The organism is Acinetobacter sp. YH16040_T (assembly GCF_024605785.1).
Classification (GTDB): domain Bacteria; phylum Pseudomonadota; class Gammaproteobacteria; order Pseudomonadales; family Moraxellaceae; genus Acinetobacter; species Acinetobacter amyesii.
On sequence record NZ_CP094541.1, the window covers coordinates 2,970,376 to 2,986,438 of the forward strand.

A 16,063-nucleotide genomic window follows, 5' to 3' on the forward strand; every position below is an offset into this window, starting at 1 on the left:
ATCAACCACTAATAAAGAAACTGAGCAAGCGAAGCGGTTTAGCTTTCAGCAAGAGATCGCGCCTGCTGCTTCACCCAAGGAATCACCACCTCACGTGTTAAAGGTGCAAGTTTTGTTTGTGTATCATCCAAGCTGACCCATTGCATCGCTGCAATTTCCGCATCAATTTTCGGTTCACCTTGCAACTGGACCAGATAGACATAACTCACCAGTAGATGATCGACTTCGTTCGCAGCAGCCGTTTCAAAACGACCAATGAATTGCTCAATCTGCGCAGCGCAGCCAATTTCTTCCTGAATTTCACGCAGCATGGTAATTTCAGGAGCTTCATTGGGTTCTAATTTTCCACCCACTTGCATAAAGAATGCCGTGTGTTTTTTACGAACCACTAAAAGTTCATACTGTTCATTTAAAATAATGGCTGCGGCAACGGTTATGATTTTCATCAATTTTGTTCCAAATCCGCAATAAAAGCTGTACGTTCAACCATGCCCCACTTCGGCTCTGGCGCAGTGAAATATTGAAACTTTTCAACAATCGTTTCAATATTATCTTCTGCAATTAAGCATTCGATAAAACGTGGATGGGTAAAGCCTTTTTCTGCAGTTGTTTTCAGAAAATTCAATAAATCGTCATAAAAACCATCTACATTGAGAAAGGCACATGGCTTTAAATGAATGCCCAATTGAGCCCACGTCCACTGCTCAAAAATTTCCTCTAAAGTCCCTGCTCCACCTGGAATCGCCACAAAACCATCCGAGAGTTCAGACATTTTGGTTTTCCGTTGTTGCATATTTTCTACCACATGCAATTCGGTTAAATCTGGATGTGCCAATTCTTTATCGACCAAGACTTTTGGAATCACCCCAATGACTTGCCCACCTGCACGCAAAGCACTATCTGCCACGACACCCATCAAACCTGAACGACCACCACCATAGACCAGTGTGATGCCTTGTGCCGCCAAATGACGACCGACATTTTCAGCCACCTGTAAATAGGCAGGATTGTTACCAAGGGCGGAACCACAGAAAATTGCGATAGATTTCATTTATAATCACCATCAGATCAGGAACGCTATGCTGGAAAAATCAACTTTAAACAGATTTTTTCATAAATTAAGCATTAGAACAGTGTTTTTCAGCAAATCCTTGTCTAAAATACACCCATTCATTTTTAACTTACTGCGTAAGGGGAAAAGACAACATGCTTGAAGCCTTTTACGCCACAGAGCGCGGTAGCCTGGAAGATGTCACCATCAATGGTGACTTCGATTTACATCAGGATTTAGTCTGGCTCGATCTCATTGCCCCGTCTCAGGAAGAGCAGCAATGGATTATGGATGCCTATGATCAGAATTTACCTACATTAAAATCATTAGAAGATATTTCGTCGAGTGCACGATTCTACCGTGATGACGATGGTATTTTGCACATCAGCACCTATTTTTTAACGAAAAATAAAAATTTTCAGGTCGATGGCGAACCCGAAGAAAATGCCAGCACCTTAGCTACCGTACAAACGGTTGCCTTTATTTTGCATAAAGAACGCTTATTCACTTTACGGGGTGAAAAGCTGGTGGCTTTCCGTGCCTTTCGTGCCCGCGCGCGTCGTAACGATTATGAAATTGACTATAAAGATCCAACTTGGATTTTATTGGGTCTTTTAGAAGCCAAACTCGATGAACTTGCGGATATCTTGGAAGATATCCACAAGGACTTAGAAAAGTATTCCACAGAAGTACTGAATAACCGTCATCGTGAGATGATTTTAGACTTAGATGACATGATTACCCGACTTGCGCATTTAGAAGATATGCTCGGGAAAGCTCAGCTGTGTCTGATCGACTTACGTCGTGTTCTCACCTTCCTGTCACGTCCTCGCGCCTTGGGTAGTCATATTTATGATGCCGACATCCGAGAACTCAGTGAAGACGTACGCTCACTTGTTGAGCATGATGCCTTCTTGTTCCAAAAGGTTCGATTCTTACTGGATACCACCTCTGGATTCATTAACACCGAACAGAATGATACGATTCGTCGCTTCTCGATTTTACCAAGTATGCTTGCGCCACCGATGTTAGTGGCTAGCGTCTATGGGATGAACACCGATGTACTGCCCTTCGCGCATGGTACAACAAGTTTTATCGTGGTCAGCTTAATCATCGTGGCATTCTTTATTGGTCCATTGATGTACTTTCGCTGGAAGAAATGGATTTAATCCGTTCCTATTGCGTAGACTTGCGAGAACTTCTTCTCTCACTGAAATAAAAAAAGCACCTTACGGTGCTTTTTTTATTTAGATCAATTGCAAGTCATGCTCAAGATGACAGGCTTGAATAATCTTCATCATTTTTTCAGGGACTGCTTTAAACTGCAAACCTTGCGCTTTTGGCGTTTGACGTAACCAACGGACCAAAACAGCTAAAGCCAAAGTACTGCCATGCTCAAGCTCAGCAAGATTGACCACTAAGGGAAAAGTTTGCTGTTGTTGAATCAATTTCAAGCCGTCTTGATAGTACAATTCGGCATTGTTGTAATCGATTTTGCCTGAAACCATCAATTCTTGTTGATGAAGTTTAATCACACATCACCTATCTTATTTTTTCTTGTCCAATGCTGCGTCAGCATCAGGTTTGAAGTTCGCAATTGCTTTATCAATGTTACCGCCATTACGTTTTACAGTTGCCGCAAACTGATTACGGAATTGTAAGCCTAGGTCGATACCCGAAACGTTGATATTACGGATTTTCCATTGTGAACCTTTATCCGCCAACTGGAAAGAGACTGGAATTTTTTCACCGTTGTTATGGAAATCAATCGTTACAACAGGGTTCTTACTGTTCGACGCCTTATATGGACGCATGCTATACGTTTGGTTACTAAACTTGGCAAAAGCTGAACCATAGTTTTCGATCAGTGTTGCACGGAAGTTACGTTCAAACTGTGCACGTTGAGCCGCTGAGCTGTATTGATTCGTTGCATACGTACCCATCACGATACGTGTGAACGCTTGTGAATCGATGTACGGGTCTAAGTTTTGACGAACAATCGCTTTCACAGCCGCAGGGTTATTTTGTAGTTTTGCGTGGTCTGCTTTTAAACGTGTAATGAGGCCATCAGCCACTTGTTTTACAAATGCAGGTGGTGCTTCGCTTGGAGCAGCAAAAGCTGTACCTGCCATCATAGTTGATAAGATACTTGCTGTAAGCGTATGTTTTAACAATGTGTTCACTTAATTTCTCCTAAAAATTATTCAACAAATGCAGGTTCTTCTGCCGTTGTTGTGTCAGCAGCTTCTGTTTTTTGTTCAGTATCTGCTGTGCTGTCAGATTTGTTCCCTGCACCACCGGTCACAAATTTAGACACCAAATCTTCGATTTCCATCGTACCTTGGGTATTACCAATTTGGTCACCACGTTTTAAGAAGTTGACACCACCACCCGGTACAATTTTCAAATATTTCTCACCCAATAAACCATTGGTTGCAACCATAATGTAAGCATCTTCATCGATATTGGTGATGGATTTCATGTTAGCAATCAGTTGCTGTTCCATTTCTTTTTGTTTCGCAGGTGTTGCTGCTTCATAGTCTGATGTGTAACGCAGCTCTTCGAGTGCATTCTTTTGCACTTCTTTTAATTGTTCTGCGTTATAAGAGGTTAATGAGCCATCCATAATCAGATGTGCTGTCACTAAACGCGTCACAGGATCGAGTTTCAATGATTCCACTTGACCAACTTTAACGCCACTTAAGGTGACTTTGGCGCGGGGTTTAATCCCGTTTACATTTTCAAATGTCGCGGTCAATTCATAACTGTCTTCGATGTTATTGCCGACCAAACCACTCACACGCATCGCCAAGAAGAAAATAGCGATAGCAAAAAGAATGACAAAAAAACCGACGGCCAGTTCACTCGTACGTGATTTCATTAAATACCTCCGAACATGACCGCAGTCAACACGAAATCTGATCCTAAAACACACAACGAAGAATACACGACAGTACGTGTGGTCGACGTTGCAATACCTTCTGAAGTTGGGACACAGCCATAGCCCTGATAGACCGCAATCCAAGTACAAATTAATGCAAAAACAAAACTTTTGATGATGGTGCCATTAAAGACGTCTTTAAAGAATTGCACACTGTTCTCAATGCCACTCCAATAAGAGCCTTCATCTGCACCTAGAAAATCAACACCCACCAATTTACCGCCCATGATGCCGACCGCAGCGAAAATCACCGACAACATTGGCAAGCTAAAAATACCGGCCCAAAGTCGTGGCGAGATCACACGTTTTAATGGATCGACCCCGATCATTTCCATACTCGACAACTGCTCAGTGGCTTTCATCAAACCAATTTCAGCCGTCAAAGCAGAACCTGCACGACCAGCAAAGAGTAAAGCCGCAACCACAGGTGCAAGTTCACGCAATAAAGTCAGCGCAACTGCGGTGCCGAGCATCGCTTCACTACCAAAGGTCGACAGAATGCTATACATCTGCAAACCCAGTACCGAGCCAATAAATAAGCCAGATACCACAATAATTAGTAATGAAAGCACACCAACACGGTACATCTGATAAATAAACAATTTCACGCCAAGTAAAGTCGGCATGGAAAAAAGAATCTGCAGCAACATAATGGTTGCTACGCCGATTCCTCGAACACGTTCAATGACGCGTCTACCTAATGCGGCAATAGCATTCATGAACGAACCTCATGATTTAAATAGGGCTGATGACTGAATTGATAATCGACCGGACCTTCTACCGAACCCGTCAAGAACTGCTTCACAAAAGGCGAAGCATGTGCTTTTAACTGCTCAGGTGTTCCCTCGCCCTGCACTTTCCCTTCAGCTACCACATAGATGTAATCTGCAATTGATAATGTTTCAGCCACATCATGCGAAACAATAATCGTGGTTAGATCTAAAGCTTCACGTAGCGAACGAATCAAGCGAGTTAATACCCCCATCACAATCGGGTCTTGCCCTGCAAAGGGTTCGTCATACATGATCAACTCAGGGTCAAGCGCAATAGCTCGTGCCAAAGCCACACGACGATTCATACCACCTGAAAGTTCAGAGGGCATCATTTGTTCTGCACCACGTAAACCAACCGACTCTAATTTCAACGCAACAATTTCAGCGATCAAATGCTCTGGCAACTTGGTATGCGCACGAATTGGAAAGGCTACGTTTTCATATACCGACATATCGGTAAATAATGCGCCGCTCTGAAACAACATCCCCATACGCGCACGCGCAGCGAAGAGCTCCTGACGTGACATCTGTGCAATGTTTTGCCCATCAAGCAACACTTCTCCATTATCGGGAGTCAATTGACCACCAATTAAACGGAGTAAAGTCGTTTTACCTGTACCAGATGGACCCATAATTGCAGTGATCTGACCACGACGAATTTTTAAACTGACATTGTCATAAATGACGCGCTCTCCTCGCTTAAAACTCAGGTTTTTCACTTCGATCAGTGCCTGAGTCTGAGAAGACGTTTGATTATTCATAGCTGAGGATTTTCCTGCATTTTTTTCAGCATGCATACTATAAAGGATTGAAGTTTAAAATGTTACCATTGCATGAGCGCATATCCCTGCATTCCATCAGGTAAATTGTTTTTTATTATTAATGCGATTTTATAGAGGGTGTTTTCAACCCAAAAGAAGAATTTAGTTAAAATAATTGTATATATAGTAAACGATATTACACAATAAGAGTGTCAAACCGATATAAGGCATAAGTACCTCGATCATCACTGTACGCATATTTGCCAACGCGTTTCCGTTCATATTAATTATCATTAAACACATAAAGTTTGATCAAGTATACATTTTTCTGATTAAAAAGCTAATTTAAATCCATAAAAAAAACCGGTGTTTCCACCGGTTTTTTCGATATTTCTTTCGAAATTCAATTAGTCATTGAATTTACGACGTGGACGGTCTTCACCGAAAGTGCGTTCGCCACGTGGTTTATCATCACCGAAACGTTTTGGACGGTCATCGCCGAAACGTTTTGGACGATCTTCACCAAATGAACGTTGAGGACGGTCACCGTTGAATTCACGACGTGGACGATCTTCACCAAATGAACGTTTTGGACGATCGCCATAACCTTCACGAGCTGGTTTATAATCTACACGGTTACCACGGTTGTCATCGTTAGAACGACGGTCAAAACCACCTTCACGACGTGGACGATCGCTGTTAAATTCGCGACGTGGACGATCTTCAAAACCGCCTTCACGACGTGGACGATCGTTGTTAAATTCGCGACGTGGACGATCTTCGAAACCGCCTTCACGACGTGGACGATCGTTGTTAAATTCGCGACGTGGACGATCTTCGAAACCGCCTTCACGACGTGGACGATCGTTGTTGTATTCGCGACGTGGACGATCTTCGCCACCGAATGAACGACGTTCGCCATCACGGTTGCCTTCACGACGTTTGAAGTTTGATTCACCTTCAAAACGACGACCGCCACCGAAACCACCACGACCACCGCGACCGCCATCACGACGACCACGACCGCCATCACGGCTACCACGTGCAGGAGGTGGAGATGGCTCAAGACCTTCAATTTCAGATACATTTAAACGTGCATCTAAGAAGTCTTCTAAAGCACGGATTTTACCGCGTTCACGGTAAGTCGCTAAAGTAATCGCGTTACCAGTACGGCCCGCACGACCTGTACGACCGATACGGTGTACATAGTCTTCGTTCTTCATTGGAAGACCGAAGTTAATTACGTGAGAAATAGTTGGTACGTCTAGACCACGTGCAGCAACGTCAGTCGCAACTAAGATTTTTGCACGACCTTCACGAATGCTACGTAAACGACGGTTACGTACAGTTTGTGGCATTGCACCGTGAAGAGCAACAACTGAGTGACCTGCTTCTGCAAGTTCTTCAGCCAACATATCTGTATCTTCTTGAGTAGATGCGAATACAACTGCTTGATCTACAGACTCATCAGATAACCAGTGAGTCAAAAGTTTTTTCTTATGTTCGAAACCGTCAGTCCAGTGAAGAGTCTGAGCAATGTCAGTATTTGTAGAGTGACCAGTTTCAATCGCAATACGCTGTGGATCATTCATCATGCGTTCTGCAAGTGTAATGATACGCGGCGCAAATGTTGCAGAGAACATTAATGTTTGTTTACGGTTAGCAGCCAAGTCGCTGATCGCTTCTAGGTCTTCAGAGAAACCTAAGTCAAGCATACGGTCAGCTTCGTCAACGATTAACGCATCAACGTTGTCTAATTTAATTTGACGACGGTTAACAAGGTCAAGTAAACGACCTGGAGTCGCTACGACAACTTGTGCACCTTTAAGCTGTTGGATTTGTTTACCGAAAGGCATACCACCCATGATTGCAGCAATACGAACACCTTTCATGTGGCGTACTAAAGCAATTGCGTCTTGGCTTACCTGTTGAGCCAATTCACGAGTAGGACAAAGTACAAGAATAGAAGGTGCAGTAACCGCTTTCATGCGATCTTTGAAAGACATCAATGTGTCTTGACCAGCTAATGCATTCACAGTTGGGAGTAAGAATGCAGCAGTTTTACCAGAACCTGTTTGGCTTGATACAAGAAGGTCTTTACCATCCAATGCAGCTGGAATTGATTGTTCTTGCACTGGAGTCGGAGTTGTAAAACCTAGACCTTGTAATGCTAGTTGTAAAGATTCATGTAAAGGAAAATCAGCAAAAGTTTTGCTCATAGAGTATTTCACCCCAAAAATGGGTGCTCCATTAAAAATATAAATTCAGATGGACATCGGCAAAAAGCGGCACAGCAAAAGACGCTGAAAATATAGAATCAGCGGCGATCCGAGAACGACGATGCGTATAACGCACACATGATTACAGCCGCAACCTGAAGGAATCGCTTAGCGATTGGGTGGGGCGCGAAATATCGTCCTCTCTTTGGACCGGAACGCGCATACACAATGATAGAAGAGAATGTTCAGGTAATGAACGAAATTTAGTGCGTGCGGGGATTATAACAGAAAGTTTTTAAATGTCACCTGTTTTAGTCAACTTCAGAATATTTTTTGTAAGAAGCTTTAAGTTATAGGTGTTTAAGCCATTATTTTTGACCGATTAGACAAAAATAAAGCCCTCATAAAGAGGGCTTTATTTCATTATTCTGTCAATAAACTCGAACTAAGCGTTCTATTATTTAGCAGCTTCGCCCCAAGCTGGAACTACAGCTTGCATAAGCGGTTTAAGCATTTTCATAGAACATGCAAGTACTTGACCATTGTCCATTGAGTCGTTACCACCACGAGCATCAACCACAGTACCACCCGCTTCTTTCACAATAAGTTCGCCTGCAGCGATGTCCCAAGGTTTCAAACCAAGTTCGAAATAACCATCGAAACGACCTGCAGCAACATATGCTAGATCAAGAGCAGCAGAACCTGAACGACGGTATTGAGCACCGGCTTCAGTCACATTTAACAATGAGTTGAAATGGTTTTTCGCATAAGAAACCACTTCGCCATTACGAATTTTACGATACGCATGACCCACTGAAAGGAAAGTGTTTTCTAAGCTGTCTTTTACATTTACACGAATACGGCGTTGGTTCATCATCGCACCGCGACCACGGCTTGCAGAGAACAACTCATCTTTCACAGGGTCATAAATAACACCGTGTTGAGTTACACCTTTATGTTGAACTGCAATAGAGATACAGAAATGTGGAACACCATTGACAAAGTTTAATGTGCCATCAAGTGGGTCGATGATCCAACACCAATCAGCGTCGTGACCTTTGCCTTCTTGAAGACCAAACTCTTCGCCTAGGAAACTGTGATTTTTATAGCTTTTACGTAGGGTATCGATAGTCAATTGTTCCAAATAACGGTCTACACGCGTTACTGGACCATCAATTCCTTTTTCTTCGACTTGTAGATCGAGTTTATGACGATTTTGATGCGCTTTTAAAAGCTCTTGACCAACTAATTGAGCCGCACGCGCAGCCATAACCACCATAGGTTCCATTGAACACCCACTACAAATTTGAAGATACTGATAAAGAATAATGCATAAAAGCCCTTATATCTTATCAAATATAAGGGCTTTTAGGGAAAAAAATGTTTCTAAAAATTAGAAATTCAACAAACCACGGTTTGCTTATGTTTTAGCCAGCTCTGTGTCACTGAAGCGCTAATGCCTTCAGCATCCAGTCCAGCCTGATGCAACATTTGAGCATGTGTTGCTTGATGCATGAACTCGTCAGCCAAACCTAAATTCAGCACAGGCTTAACCACGCCTGCTTGGGCTAAATATTCATTTACTGCACTGCCCGCACCCGCCATGACTGCATGCTCTTCAACTGTCACAAACAGTTGCGTACTTGCTGCGATTTGATCGATCAACTGTGTATCTAATGGCTTCACGAAGCGCATATTAATCACACGTACAGCCACATCTAGCTTTGTCGCTAAAGCCTGTCCTGCCTCTAGTGCCGCTTGAACACGACTACCGAAAGCCAGAATAGAAATGGTGTCATCTTGCTGATCATTGAAGTTTGCAAGAATTTCACCACGGCCAATTTCAAGCTCGGTCATCTCTTGCTGAATCTTAACACCCAGTCCATTACCACGTGGGTAACGTACCGCCGCTGGGCCTTTATACAAATAAGCCGTATGCAACATTTGACGACATTCATTTTCGTCTTTCGGCGCCATGATCACCATGTTTGGCACGGTACGCATAAAGGCATAATCATATGCACCGGCATGCGTTGGGCCATCTTCACCAACCAAACCTGCACGGTCGATACCAAATGTCACATCAAGATTTTGCAAAGCGACGTCATGAATCAGTTGATCATAACCACGTTGTAAGAAGGTTGAATAGATTGCAACAACCGGTTTTACCCCTTCACAGGCCATCCCCGCAGCCAAAGTCACCGCATGTTGTTCTGCAATGGCAACATCAAAGAAACGCTCAGGAAACTGCTTGGCAAATTGCACCATGCCTGAACCTTCACACATCGCTGGGGTAATCGCCAATAAACGATCATCCTGTGCAGCTTCATCACATAACCACTGACCAAAAACATCTGAATATTTCGGTGCAGTTGCCACTGCAACGGGTGCATTCACTTTACTGATGGCATGGTATTTGATTTGATCTGCTTCGGCAGGTGCAAAGCCTTTACCTTTTTTGGTATAGACATGCACTAAACGTGGGCCTGTGCGTTTTTTTAAGGCTTCAAACACATTTGTTAATTGTTCAACATCGTGCCCATCAAAAGGACCAAAGTAGTCAAAGCCAATGGCTTTAAATAAGTTATCTGCAGCATCGGTCGCAGCACAATGTAGGCGTGAGTTATACGCCCATTCAGGATGCGGTTGAATATAGGCTTCGCCACTTTCAGAAATATTAACCGATTGACCACTTTCCCAAATCGCAGCCAAATGCTTGGCAAAACCACCGGTACTGCATGAAATCGACATATCGTTGTCGTTCAATACCACCATAAGGTCAGCATTGTGTGCCACCGCATCGTTCATGGCTTCAAAAGCCATGCCCGCTGTCATCGCGCCATCACCCACGATTGCAACCACATGACAGGGATCTTGCTTGAAGCGACGTGCCAATGACATCCCAAGACCAGCAGAAATCGCTGTTGATGAATGGCCTACGCCAAAGGTGTCAAATTCAGATTCTTCACGGGCAGGAAACGCAGCCAAACCATCTTTGGCACGAATCGTCACTAATTGTTCACGACGACCGGTCAAGGCTTTATGCGGATAGGCTTGATGACCCACATCCCAAATCAGACGATCACGTGGCGTTTCAAAACAGTAATGTAATGCCACGGTTAATTCGATCACCCCAAGATTGGCACCAAAATGCCCACCACTTTGTCCGGCCGCATACAAAATAAATTGACGTAACTCATCCGCCACTTGCTCTAATTGGCTGCGCTCGAGTAAACGAAGTTGTTGAGGATGGTTAATCGTATCCAGCAACGGTGTTACAGGGCGTTGAGATGGTATTTCTTTATACAGCATAATGTGGCAAAGCCTTCTAAAGCCTGGCAAATTCCTAAGCTCGGTCTAAATGGGTAACTCGATCATATCGTCGAATTGTATCACCTTACAATCAGCCAAACTTGTAGCGATGTAATTTTTAGCAATGATCTCGTTGGGGAGATTTTGAATGAGTCAGATTATCCTGAATAATCTTCCTATTTATCAACTATTATCGTTCGCTTTATACAAAAAAGAAAATGTTCTGCATAAATTCGTCGTTGCAATTCTACCAATGTCCAAGCATTACGCTATACTTTAGCCAATTTATAATCGAATAAACGGGTTAAGCAGTGCCTATAGAATTTGTCGCAACGTCAAGATTACCGACCGCTTTTGGTGAATTCAATATTACGGTTTTTCAGGATCCTGAAACCGGTGAAGAACATGTCGCACTCTCTAAAGGACTAGAACAAGCTCCTACTGAACCTGTTTTAGTACGTATCCACTCCGAATGCCTGACCGGTGATGCCTTTGCTTCACTCAAATGTGACTGCGGCCCACAACTTCAAGCCACCCAAAAATTAATTAATGAAGCGGGTCAAGGGGTGATTTTATATTTACGCCAAGAAGGTCGCGGTATTGGTTTAACCAATAAAATCCGTGCCTATGCCCTACAAGACCAAGGTCATGACACCGTGGATGCCAATTTATTATTGGATCTTCCTGCCGATGCACGTCGTTATGATATGTGTCCTATCATGTTGAATCATCTCAACATTACTGCGGTGCGTCTCATTACCAATAACCCGTTAAAAATTGAAGCGCTACAAGAGCAAGGCGTGAATGTCGTTGATCGCGTTCCGCTGACTGTGGGTTTAAATCCCTTTAACGAACAATATTTAAAAACCAAACATGATCGTATGTCGCATATGTATCAAAAGGACGATTTTTAAAAATCCTTTAAATTCTCCATAAATTAATCCCTCCAAACCTCCCTTTACAAAAGGGAGGCTTCCCCCTCTTTATTAAAGAGGGGTTAGGGGAGATTCAAATCGTCATCGAAAAAATACGATTTTCAGGAACACGACGTTTTAATCGTAAATCAAAAGCCATGCAGATATTACGGACAAAAGGCTTGCCTGCATCACTCACCTGAATGTGCTGATCAAAAATCTCGAGCAAGCCATCTTCTTGCATTTCAGCCAATTGCGCTAATACTTCATCAAGCTCAGGAAATTGCATTTCTGGACCTGCCCAAGAAGTTTGGAAGGTACACATCAAATTGAGAATATGTTTACGAATGATTAAGTCCTCATCTGTCAGCACATGCCCCCGATAGACTGGAATTTCATTCACTTCTAAACGTGCATAATAGTCTTCAATTTTCTTTTCATTTTGTGCAAAGCTGTACCAACTATCACTGATCGAAGATAAGCCGAGACCAATCATCACTTGGGTTTTCGATGCGGTATAGCCCATAAAATTACGGTGCAAACTGCCCTGCTGAAAAGCTTGATACATCGGATCTTGGGTTAATGCAAAATGATCCATCCCAATTTCATGATAGCCTTGCGCCAGTAGCTGTTTTTTACCTTCTTCATAGCATTGACGCTTTAAATCATCTTTCGGGACATCGGCATCTTTAAAACCACGCTGACCATTGCCCTTAATCCATGGTACATGTGCATAGCTATAAAAGGCTAGACGATCTGGCATCAAACGAGTGGTCTGTTCAATGGTATGCAACACATCGTTTAAATCCTGAAATGGCAGACCAAAAACCAAGTCATGCGAAATAGAGGTATAGCCAATATCACGTGCCCACTGTGTTACTTGTTCAACATGTGCAAAGGGCTGAATACGGTGGATGGCTTTTTGCACCTTCTCATTATAATCCTGCACTCCATAACTTACGCGTCGAAAACCAACATCATACAAAGCTTGTAAATGCTCACGTGTGGTATTGTTCGGATGCCCTTCAAAGCTAAATTCATGTGCATCAGCAATATCAGCATGCACTAGAATGCCTTGAATCAACTGGGTGAGATGCTCAGGAGAAAAGAAAGTAGGCGTTCCCCCGCCCAAATGAATTTCTTTAATTATTGGCCGGTCGACCAAGAGCTGACAATATAAGTCCCATTCTTTCAGCACCGCCTGAATATAAGGCAGCTCCATCTCATGTTTTTTCGTGACTTTTTTATGGCAACCACAAAACGTACATAAGCTTTCACAAAATGGTAGATGGATGTACAGACTGATGCCTTCGCTGTGATTAGTCTCATCAAATGAACGCTTCAATCCCTGTTTCCACTGTTGCAATGAAAATTCAGCTTCCTCCCAATACGGCACGGTTGGATAACTGGTATAGCGTGGACCCGGTACATTGTATTTTTGAATTAAAGAACTCGCCTGCTGAGACATCGATGCACCATTTCAATCAATGAGATTCAATTTAAATCTACCTGATGATTATTGTGCTGAGCTTCAGATGTGAATTCAACCTAGCAAATTTGTCGGAATAGTCCCAATTTCAGTCTGAGCAATTGCTGCTAACTTTGCATGATCTTTTGGTTTAATCACTAGATTTCCAGATTTAAAGTAAAGAGCCGATGCTGAGTATCGGGAAAAATGCCTTAAGTTTTCACCTAATTTATGCTTTGATGACACTTATCTTTAAATTATTTTAATAAAGGTCACCATGCAGAATCCAACTTCAGCCGATATACAACGTGTAGATGAATTCCTTCGCGATTTACAGGCACAGATTTGTGCCGCATTGGAACAGCAAGAACGTGCTGGTGGCGGAAGTGCCGAATTTGCGATCGATGACTGGGAACGCCCTGAAGGTGGTGGTGGTCGCTCACGTGTTCTTCAAAATGGAACGGTGATTGAAAAAGGCGGCGTGATGTTCTCGCACATTAACATTTCAAAATTACCCGCCTCTGCGACTGAACGCCATCCCGCTATTGCAGGTGCAAAAGCGCAAGCCATGGGCGTGTCGTTGGTAATTCACCCGAAAAACCCCAACGTCCCAACCTCACATGCCAATGTGCGTTTATTTGTCGCCGAAAAAGAAGGACAAGATCCGATTTGGTGGTTTGGCGGTGGTTTTGACCTCACTCCATTTTATCCAAATGATGAAGATGTCTTGTCTTGGCATCAAACTGCCCATGATCTTTGTGCCCCATTTAGTGATACACTCTATGATGAACATAAGAAATGGTGTGATGACTATTTCTATCTAAAACACCGTGATGAACAACGTGGTGTGGGTGGTTTATTCTTTGATGATCTCAACCAATGGGACTTTGAAACCTGTTTCAAATATATGCAGGCCGTCGGTAATGGTTATTTAGAGGCGATTTTACCAATCTTCCAAAGAAACCAAGACAAAGCCTATACCGAAGCACAACGAGACTTCCAACTTTACCGTCGTGGTCGTTACGTTGAATATAACCTAGTGTATGACCGTGGCACCTTATTTGGCTTACAAACTGGTGGGCGTATTGAATCCATTTTAGTAAGTATGCCACCTTTGGCGGGCTGGTCGTATCGTCCTGAATGGGAAGAAAATTCTCCAGAGAAAAAGCTCACCGACTTTTATTTAAAACCGCATGATTGGCTTAATATATTGAAATAAAATAGATAGACATGTATTTGCCTCTGTCCATCAGGGGCTTTTGATTGCCTTTTAATTAAAGTATTTGTATTTCTAGGTAATATCTTGATGCATAAATAAATTTTTTAAGCATTTACTTTGTAATCATATTGCTCAACAATGACACATCTTTTAAACAGCTTTACGCTATGTCATTGCACAATGTGTCAATAAACTCATGGCTGTAACTTTCTTGTACGGAGTACAACGCACATGACACATCAAACACTCAATAAAAAAGCAGTCAGTCTTACTGCCTTGGTGTTTTGGAGCTTTGCTGTTGTGCTGATCAGCGCTATCAGTACTAATATTTTTTCCGAAACGTCTTTGAATGATAATTTGGCCATTGGCTTCATGGTCGTGGCCCTCATTGGTTTAGTCATTAGTGCTGCCAGCATCTTGATTCAAAGCGTCTTAGATATTTGTAATCCTTAATTTTCCCCCTTTATTTCACGATTTTAAGACTGCCCGAACTTTAGCCATCATCAGATTTGGCGTATATTGTCTGCTCTTTCACATCTACATGGACGCTGTGCAATGAGCAAACAATTTGCCGTGATTGGCAACCCGATTGAACAATCACGCTCACCTGAACTTCATCATGCCTTCGCTGAAAAAACAGGCCTCGACATTCAGTACAGCAAACGACTTGCGCCACTTGATGGTTTTCAGCACAGTGTCGAATCCTTCTTTGCCGAAGGTGGTATCGGTATGAATGTCACTGTTCCGTTTAAAGAACAAGCGTATGCACAATGTACCGTGCTTACTGAACGTGCCAAAATTGCAGGTGCGGTCAATACACTTTGGATGCAAGATGGTCAATTACACGGTGATAATACTGATGGTCAAGGCTTGGTGAATGCCATTCATGCCTTAGATTGGAATTTAGAACAGAGCGATATATTGATCATTGGTGCAGGTGGTGCAACACGTGGCGTGATTTATCCGCTGGTACAAGCTGGGGCCAAAAAAATCGTCATTGCCAACCGTACTTTAGCGCGTGCTGAACAATTGGTCGCTGACTTAAAAACTGCTGTCCCCAATGCCGAACTTGTAGCCATTGCCCTCACTGACTTAGCAGGTCAATTTGATCTGGTGATTAATGCCACATCGGCAAGCTTAACGGGTGATCCGCTAATTTTGCCTGAAGCATTACAATTCACGCACGCCTATGAAATGGCCTATGGCAAGCCGTCGACATTTTTGGATCAAGCCAAAGCACGCCATGTTCCAACCTCAGAAGGTTTTGGCATGTTGGTTGGTCAAGCGATCGAATCTTTTTCCATTTGGAATGGCGTCAAACCTGATCTAAAAGACTTTCTATAATTCAAAATGATTTGCTCAATTTACTTTCAGAGCAGTCGAAACACCTAAAAAAAGAACCTCG

General features: G+C 42.9%; 16 protein-coding genes. 5 read left to right on the forward strand and 11 right to left on the reverse strand.

From position 1 onward, the window contains the following. Positions 1-38 precede the first annotated feature (38 nt). Positions 39-446 carry an NUDIX domain-containing protein gene (locus MST16_RS14645; protein ID WP_180064822.1) on the reverse strand — a complete coding sequence of 136 codons (408 nt, stop codon included), beginning with the start codon at positions 444-446 and terminating at the stop codon, positions 39-41. Further along, on the reverse strand, positions 446-1,051 hold the full coding sequence (locus MST16_RS14650) for a TIGR00730 family Rossman fold protein (RefSeq protein WP_180064823.1): 606 nt from the start codon (positions 1,049-1,051) through the stop codon (positions 446-448). Before MST16_RS14650 ends, MST16_RS14645 begins: the two co-directional genes overlap by 1 nt. Before the next feature lie 155 nt (positions 1,052-1,206). Between MST16_RS14650 and MST16_RS14655 the strand changes: the two genes are divergently transcribed. Further along, complete coding sequence (locus MST16_RS14655) at positions 1,207-2,220, forward strand: CorA family divalent cation transporter (RefSeq protein ID WP_078189297.1); 1,014 nt, start codon at positions 1,207-1,209, stop codon at positions 2,218-2,220. A gap of 78 nt (positions 2,221-2,298) precedes the next feature. Here MST16_RS14655 and MST16_RS14660 read toward each other — a convergent pair whose 3' ends face one another. From MST16_RS14660 to dxs, 8 genes are all read right to left on the reverse strand, one after another. Further along, positions 2,299-2,559, reverse strand: coding sequence for a lipid asymmetry maintenance protein MlaB (locus tag MST16_RS14660; protein ID WP_171525932.1), 261 nt, complete (start codon positions 2,557-2,559; stop codon positions 2,299-2,301). A 39-nt stretch (positions 2,560-2,598) separates the two neighbouring features. Then, positions 2,599-3,234, reverse strand: a complete 636-nt coding sequence (locus tag MST16_RS14665) for a phospholipid-binding protein MlaC (RefSeq protein ID WP_180064824.1) — start codon at positions 3,232-3,234, stop codon at positions 2,599-2,601. A gap of 17 nt (positions 3,235-3,251) precedes the next feature. Further along, entirely contained in the window at positions 3,252-3,932 is a 681-nt protein-coding gene (locus MST16_RS14670; RefSeq protein WP_168379104.1) for an outer membrane lipid asymmetry maintenance protein MlaD, read from the reverse strand. Beyond that, positions 3,932-4,711 carry a lipid asymmetry maintenance ABC transporter permease subunit MlaE gene (gene mlaE / locus MST16_RS14675; RefSeq protein WP_180064825.1) on the reverse strand — a complete coding sequence of 260 codons (780 nt, stop codon included), beginning with the start codon at positions 4,709-4,711 and terminating at the stop codon, positions 3,932-3,934. Before mlaE ends, MST16_RS14670 begins: the two co-directional genes overlap by 1 nt. Further along, a complete protein-coding gene (locus MST16_RS14680) occupies positions 4,708-5,526 on the reverse strand; it encodes an ABC transporter ATP-binding protein (protein WP_168379103.1) in 819 nt (272 codons plus the stop codon). The genes mlaE and MST16_RS14680 overlap by 4 nt, the downstream gene beginning before the upstream one ends. A 407-nt stretch (positions 5,527-5,933) precedes the next feature. Beyond that, complete coding sequence (locus MST16_RS14685) at positions 5,934-7,745, reverse strand: DEAD/DEAH box helicase (protein ID WP_180092107.1); 1,812 nt, start codon at positions 7,743-7,745, stop codon at positions 5,934-5,936. Positions 7,746-8,202: 457 nt separating this feature from the next. After that, on the reverse strand, positions 8,203-9,033 hold the full coding sequence (locus tag MST16_RS14690) for an inositol monophosphatase family protein (RefSeq protein ID WP_078189303.1): 831 nt from the start codon (positions 9,031-9,033) through the stop codon (positions 8,203-8,205). 113 nt (positions 9,034-9,146) lie between these two features. Further along, on the reverse strand, positions 9,147-11,057 hold the full coding sequence (gene dxs / locus MST16_RS14695; protein WP_180092109.1) for a 1-deoxy-D-xylulose-5-phosphate synthase: 1,911 nt from the start codon (positions 11,055-11,057) through the stop codon (positions 9,147-9,149). Between the two features lie 311 nt (positions 11,058-11,368). On the opposite strand from dxs, the gene ribA reads away from it, so the two are divergent. Further along, on the forward strand, positions 11,369-11,971 hold the full coding sequence (gene ribA / locus MST16_RS14700) for a GTP cyclohydrolase II (protein ID WP_168379100.1): 603 nt from the start codon (positions 11,369-11,371) through the stop codon (positions 11,969-11,971). Positions 11,972-12,065: 94 nt separating this feature from the next. Here the strand turns inward: ribA and hemN are convergent, their stop codons facing one another. Further along, positions 12,066-13,439 carry an oxygen-independent coproporphyrinogen III oxidase gene (gene hemN / locus MST16_RS14705; RefSeq protein ID WP_180064826.1) on the reverse strand — a complete coding sequence of 458 codons (1,374 nt, stop codon included), beginning with the start codon at positions 13,437-13,439 and terminating at the stop codon, positions 12,066-12,068. 277 nt (positions 13,440-13,716) lie between these two features. On the opposite strand from hemN, the gene hemF reads away from it, so the two are divergent. The 3 genes from hemF (at position 13,717) to aroE (ending at position 16,002) form a co-directional block, all read left to right on the forward strand. Beyond that, complete coding sequence (hemF, locus tag MST16_RS14710) at positions 13,717-14,658, forward strand: oxygen-dependent coproporphyrinogen oxidase (RefSeq protein ID WP_180003423.1); 942 nt, start codon at positions 13,717-13,719, stop codon at positions 14,656-14,658. Between the two features lie 231 nt (positions 14,659-14,889). Further along, positions 14,890-15,111 carry a hypothetical protein gene (locus MST16_RS14715; RefSeq protein WP_078189308.1) on the forward strand — a complete coding sequence of 74 codons (222 nt, stop codon included), beginning with the start codon at positions 14,890-14,892 and terminating at the stop codon, positions 15,109-15,111. Between the two features lie 102 nt (positions 15,112-15,213). Beyond that, positions 15,214-16,002, forward strand: coding sequence for a shikimate dehydrogenase (aroE, locus tag MST16_RS14720; protein WP_180003421.1), 789 nt, complete (start codon positions 15,214-15,216; stop codon positions 16,000-16,002). The last annotated feature ends 61 nt before the right edge of the window (positions 16,003-16,063 follow it).

Coding starts and splice junctions, on each gene's coding strand:
- MST16_RS14650 (WP_180064823.1), bottom strand. CDS start 1,051: ATGAAATCTATCGCAATTTTCTGTGGTTCCGCCCTTGGTAACAATCCT.
- MST16_RS14645 (WP_180064822.1), bottom strand. CDS start 446: ATGAAAATCATAACCGTTGCCGCAGCCATTATTTTAAATGAACAGTAT.
- MST16_RS14685 (WP_180092107.1), bottom strand. CDS start 7,745: ATGAGCAAAACTTTTGCTGATTTTCCTTTACATGAATCTTTACAACTA.
- MST16_RS14680 (WP_168379103.1), bottom strand. CDS start 5,526: ATGAATAATCAAACGTCTTCTCAGACTCAGGCACTGATCGAAGTGAAA.
- hemF (WP_180003423.1), top strand. CDS start 13,717: ATGCAGAATCCAACTTCAGCCGATATACAACGTGTAGATGAATTCCTT.
- MST16_RS14715 (WP_078189308.1), top strand. CDS start 14,890: ATGACACATCAAACACTCAATAAAAAAGCAGTCAGTCTTACTGCCTTG.
- mlaE (WP_180064825.1), bottom strand. CDS start 4,711: ATGAATGCTATTGCCGCATTAGGTAGACGCGTCATTGAACGTGTTCGA.
- dxs (WP_180092109.1), bottom strand. CDS start 11,057: ATGCTGTATAAAGAAATACCATCTCAACGCCCTGTAACACCGTTGCTG.
- MST16_RS14670 (WP_168379104.1), bottom strand. CDS start 3,932: ATGAAATCACGTACGAGTGAACTGGCCGTCGGTTTTTTTGTCATTCTT.
- aroE (WP_180003421.1), top strand. CDS start 15,214: ATGAGCAAACAATTTGCCGTGATTGGCAACCCGATTGAACAATCACGC.
- MST16_RS14690 (WP_078189303.1), bottom strand. CDS start 9,033: ATGGAACCTATGGTGGTTATGGCTGCGCGTGCGGCTCAATTAGTTGGT.
- MST16_RS14655 (WP_078189297.1), top strand. CDS start 1,207: ATGCTTGAAGCCTTTTACGCCACAGAGCGCGGTAGCCTGGAAGATGTC.
- hemN (WP_180064826.1), bottom strand. CDS start 13,439: ATGTCTCAGCAGGCGAGTTCTTTAATTCAAAAATACAATGTACCGGGT.
- MST16_RS14660 (WP_171525932.1), bottom strand. CDS start 2,559: ATGGTTTCAGGCAAAATCGATTACAACAATGCCGAATTGTACTATCAA.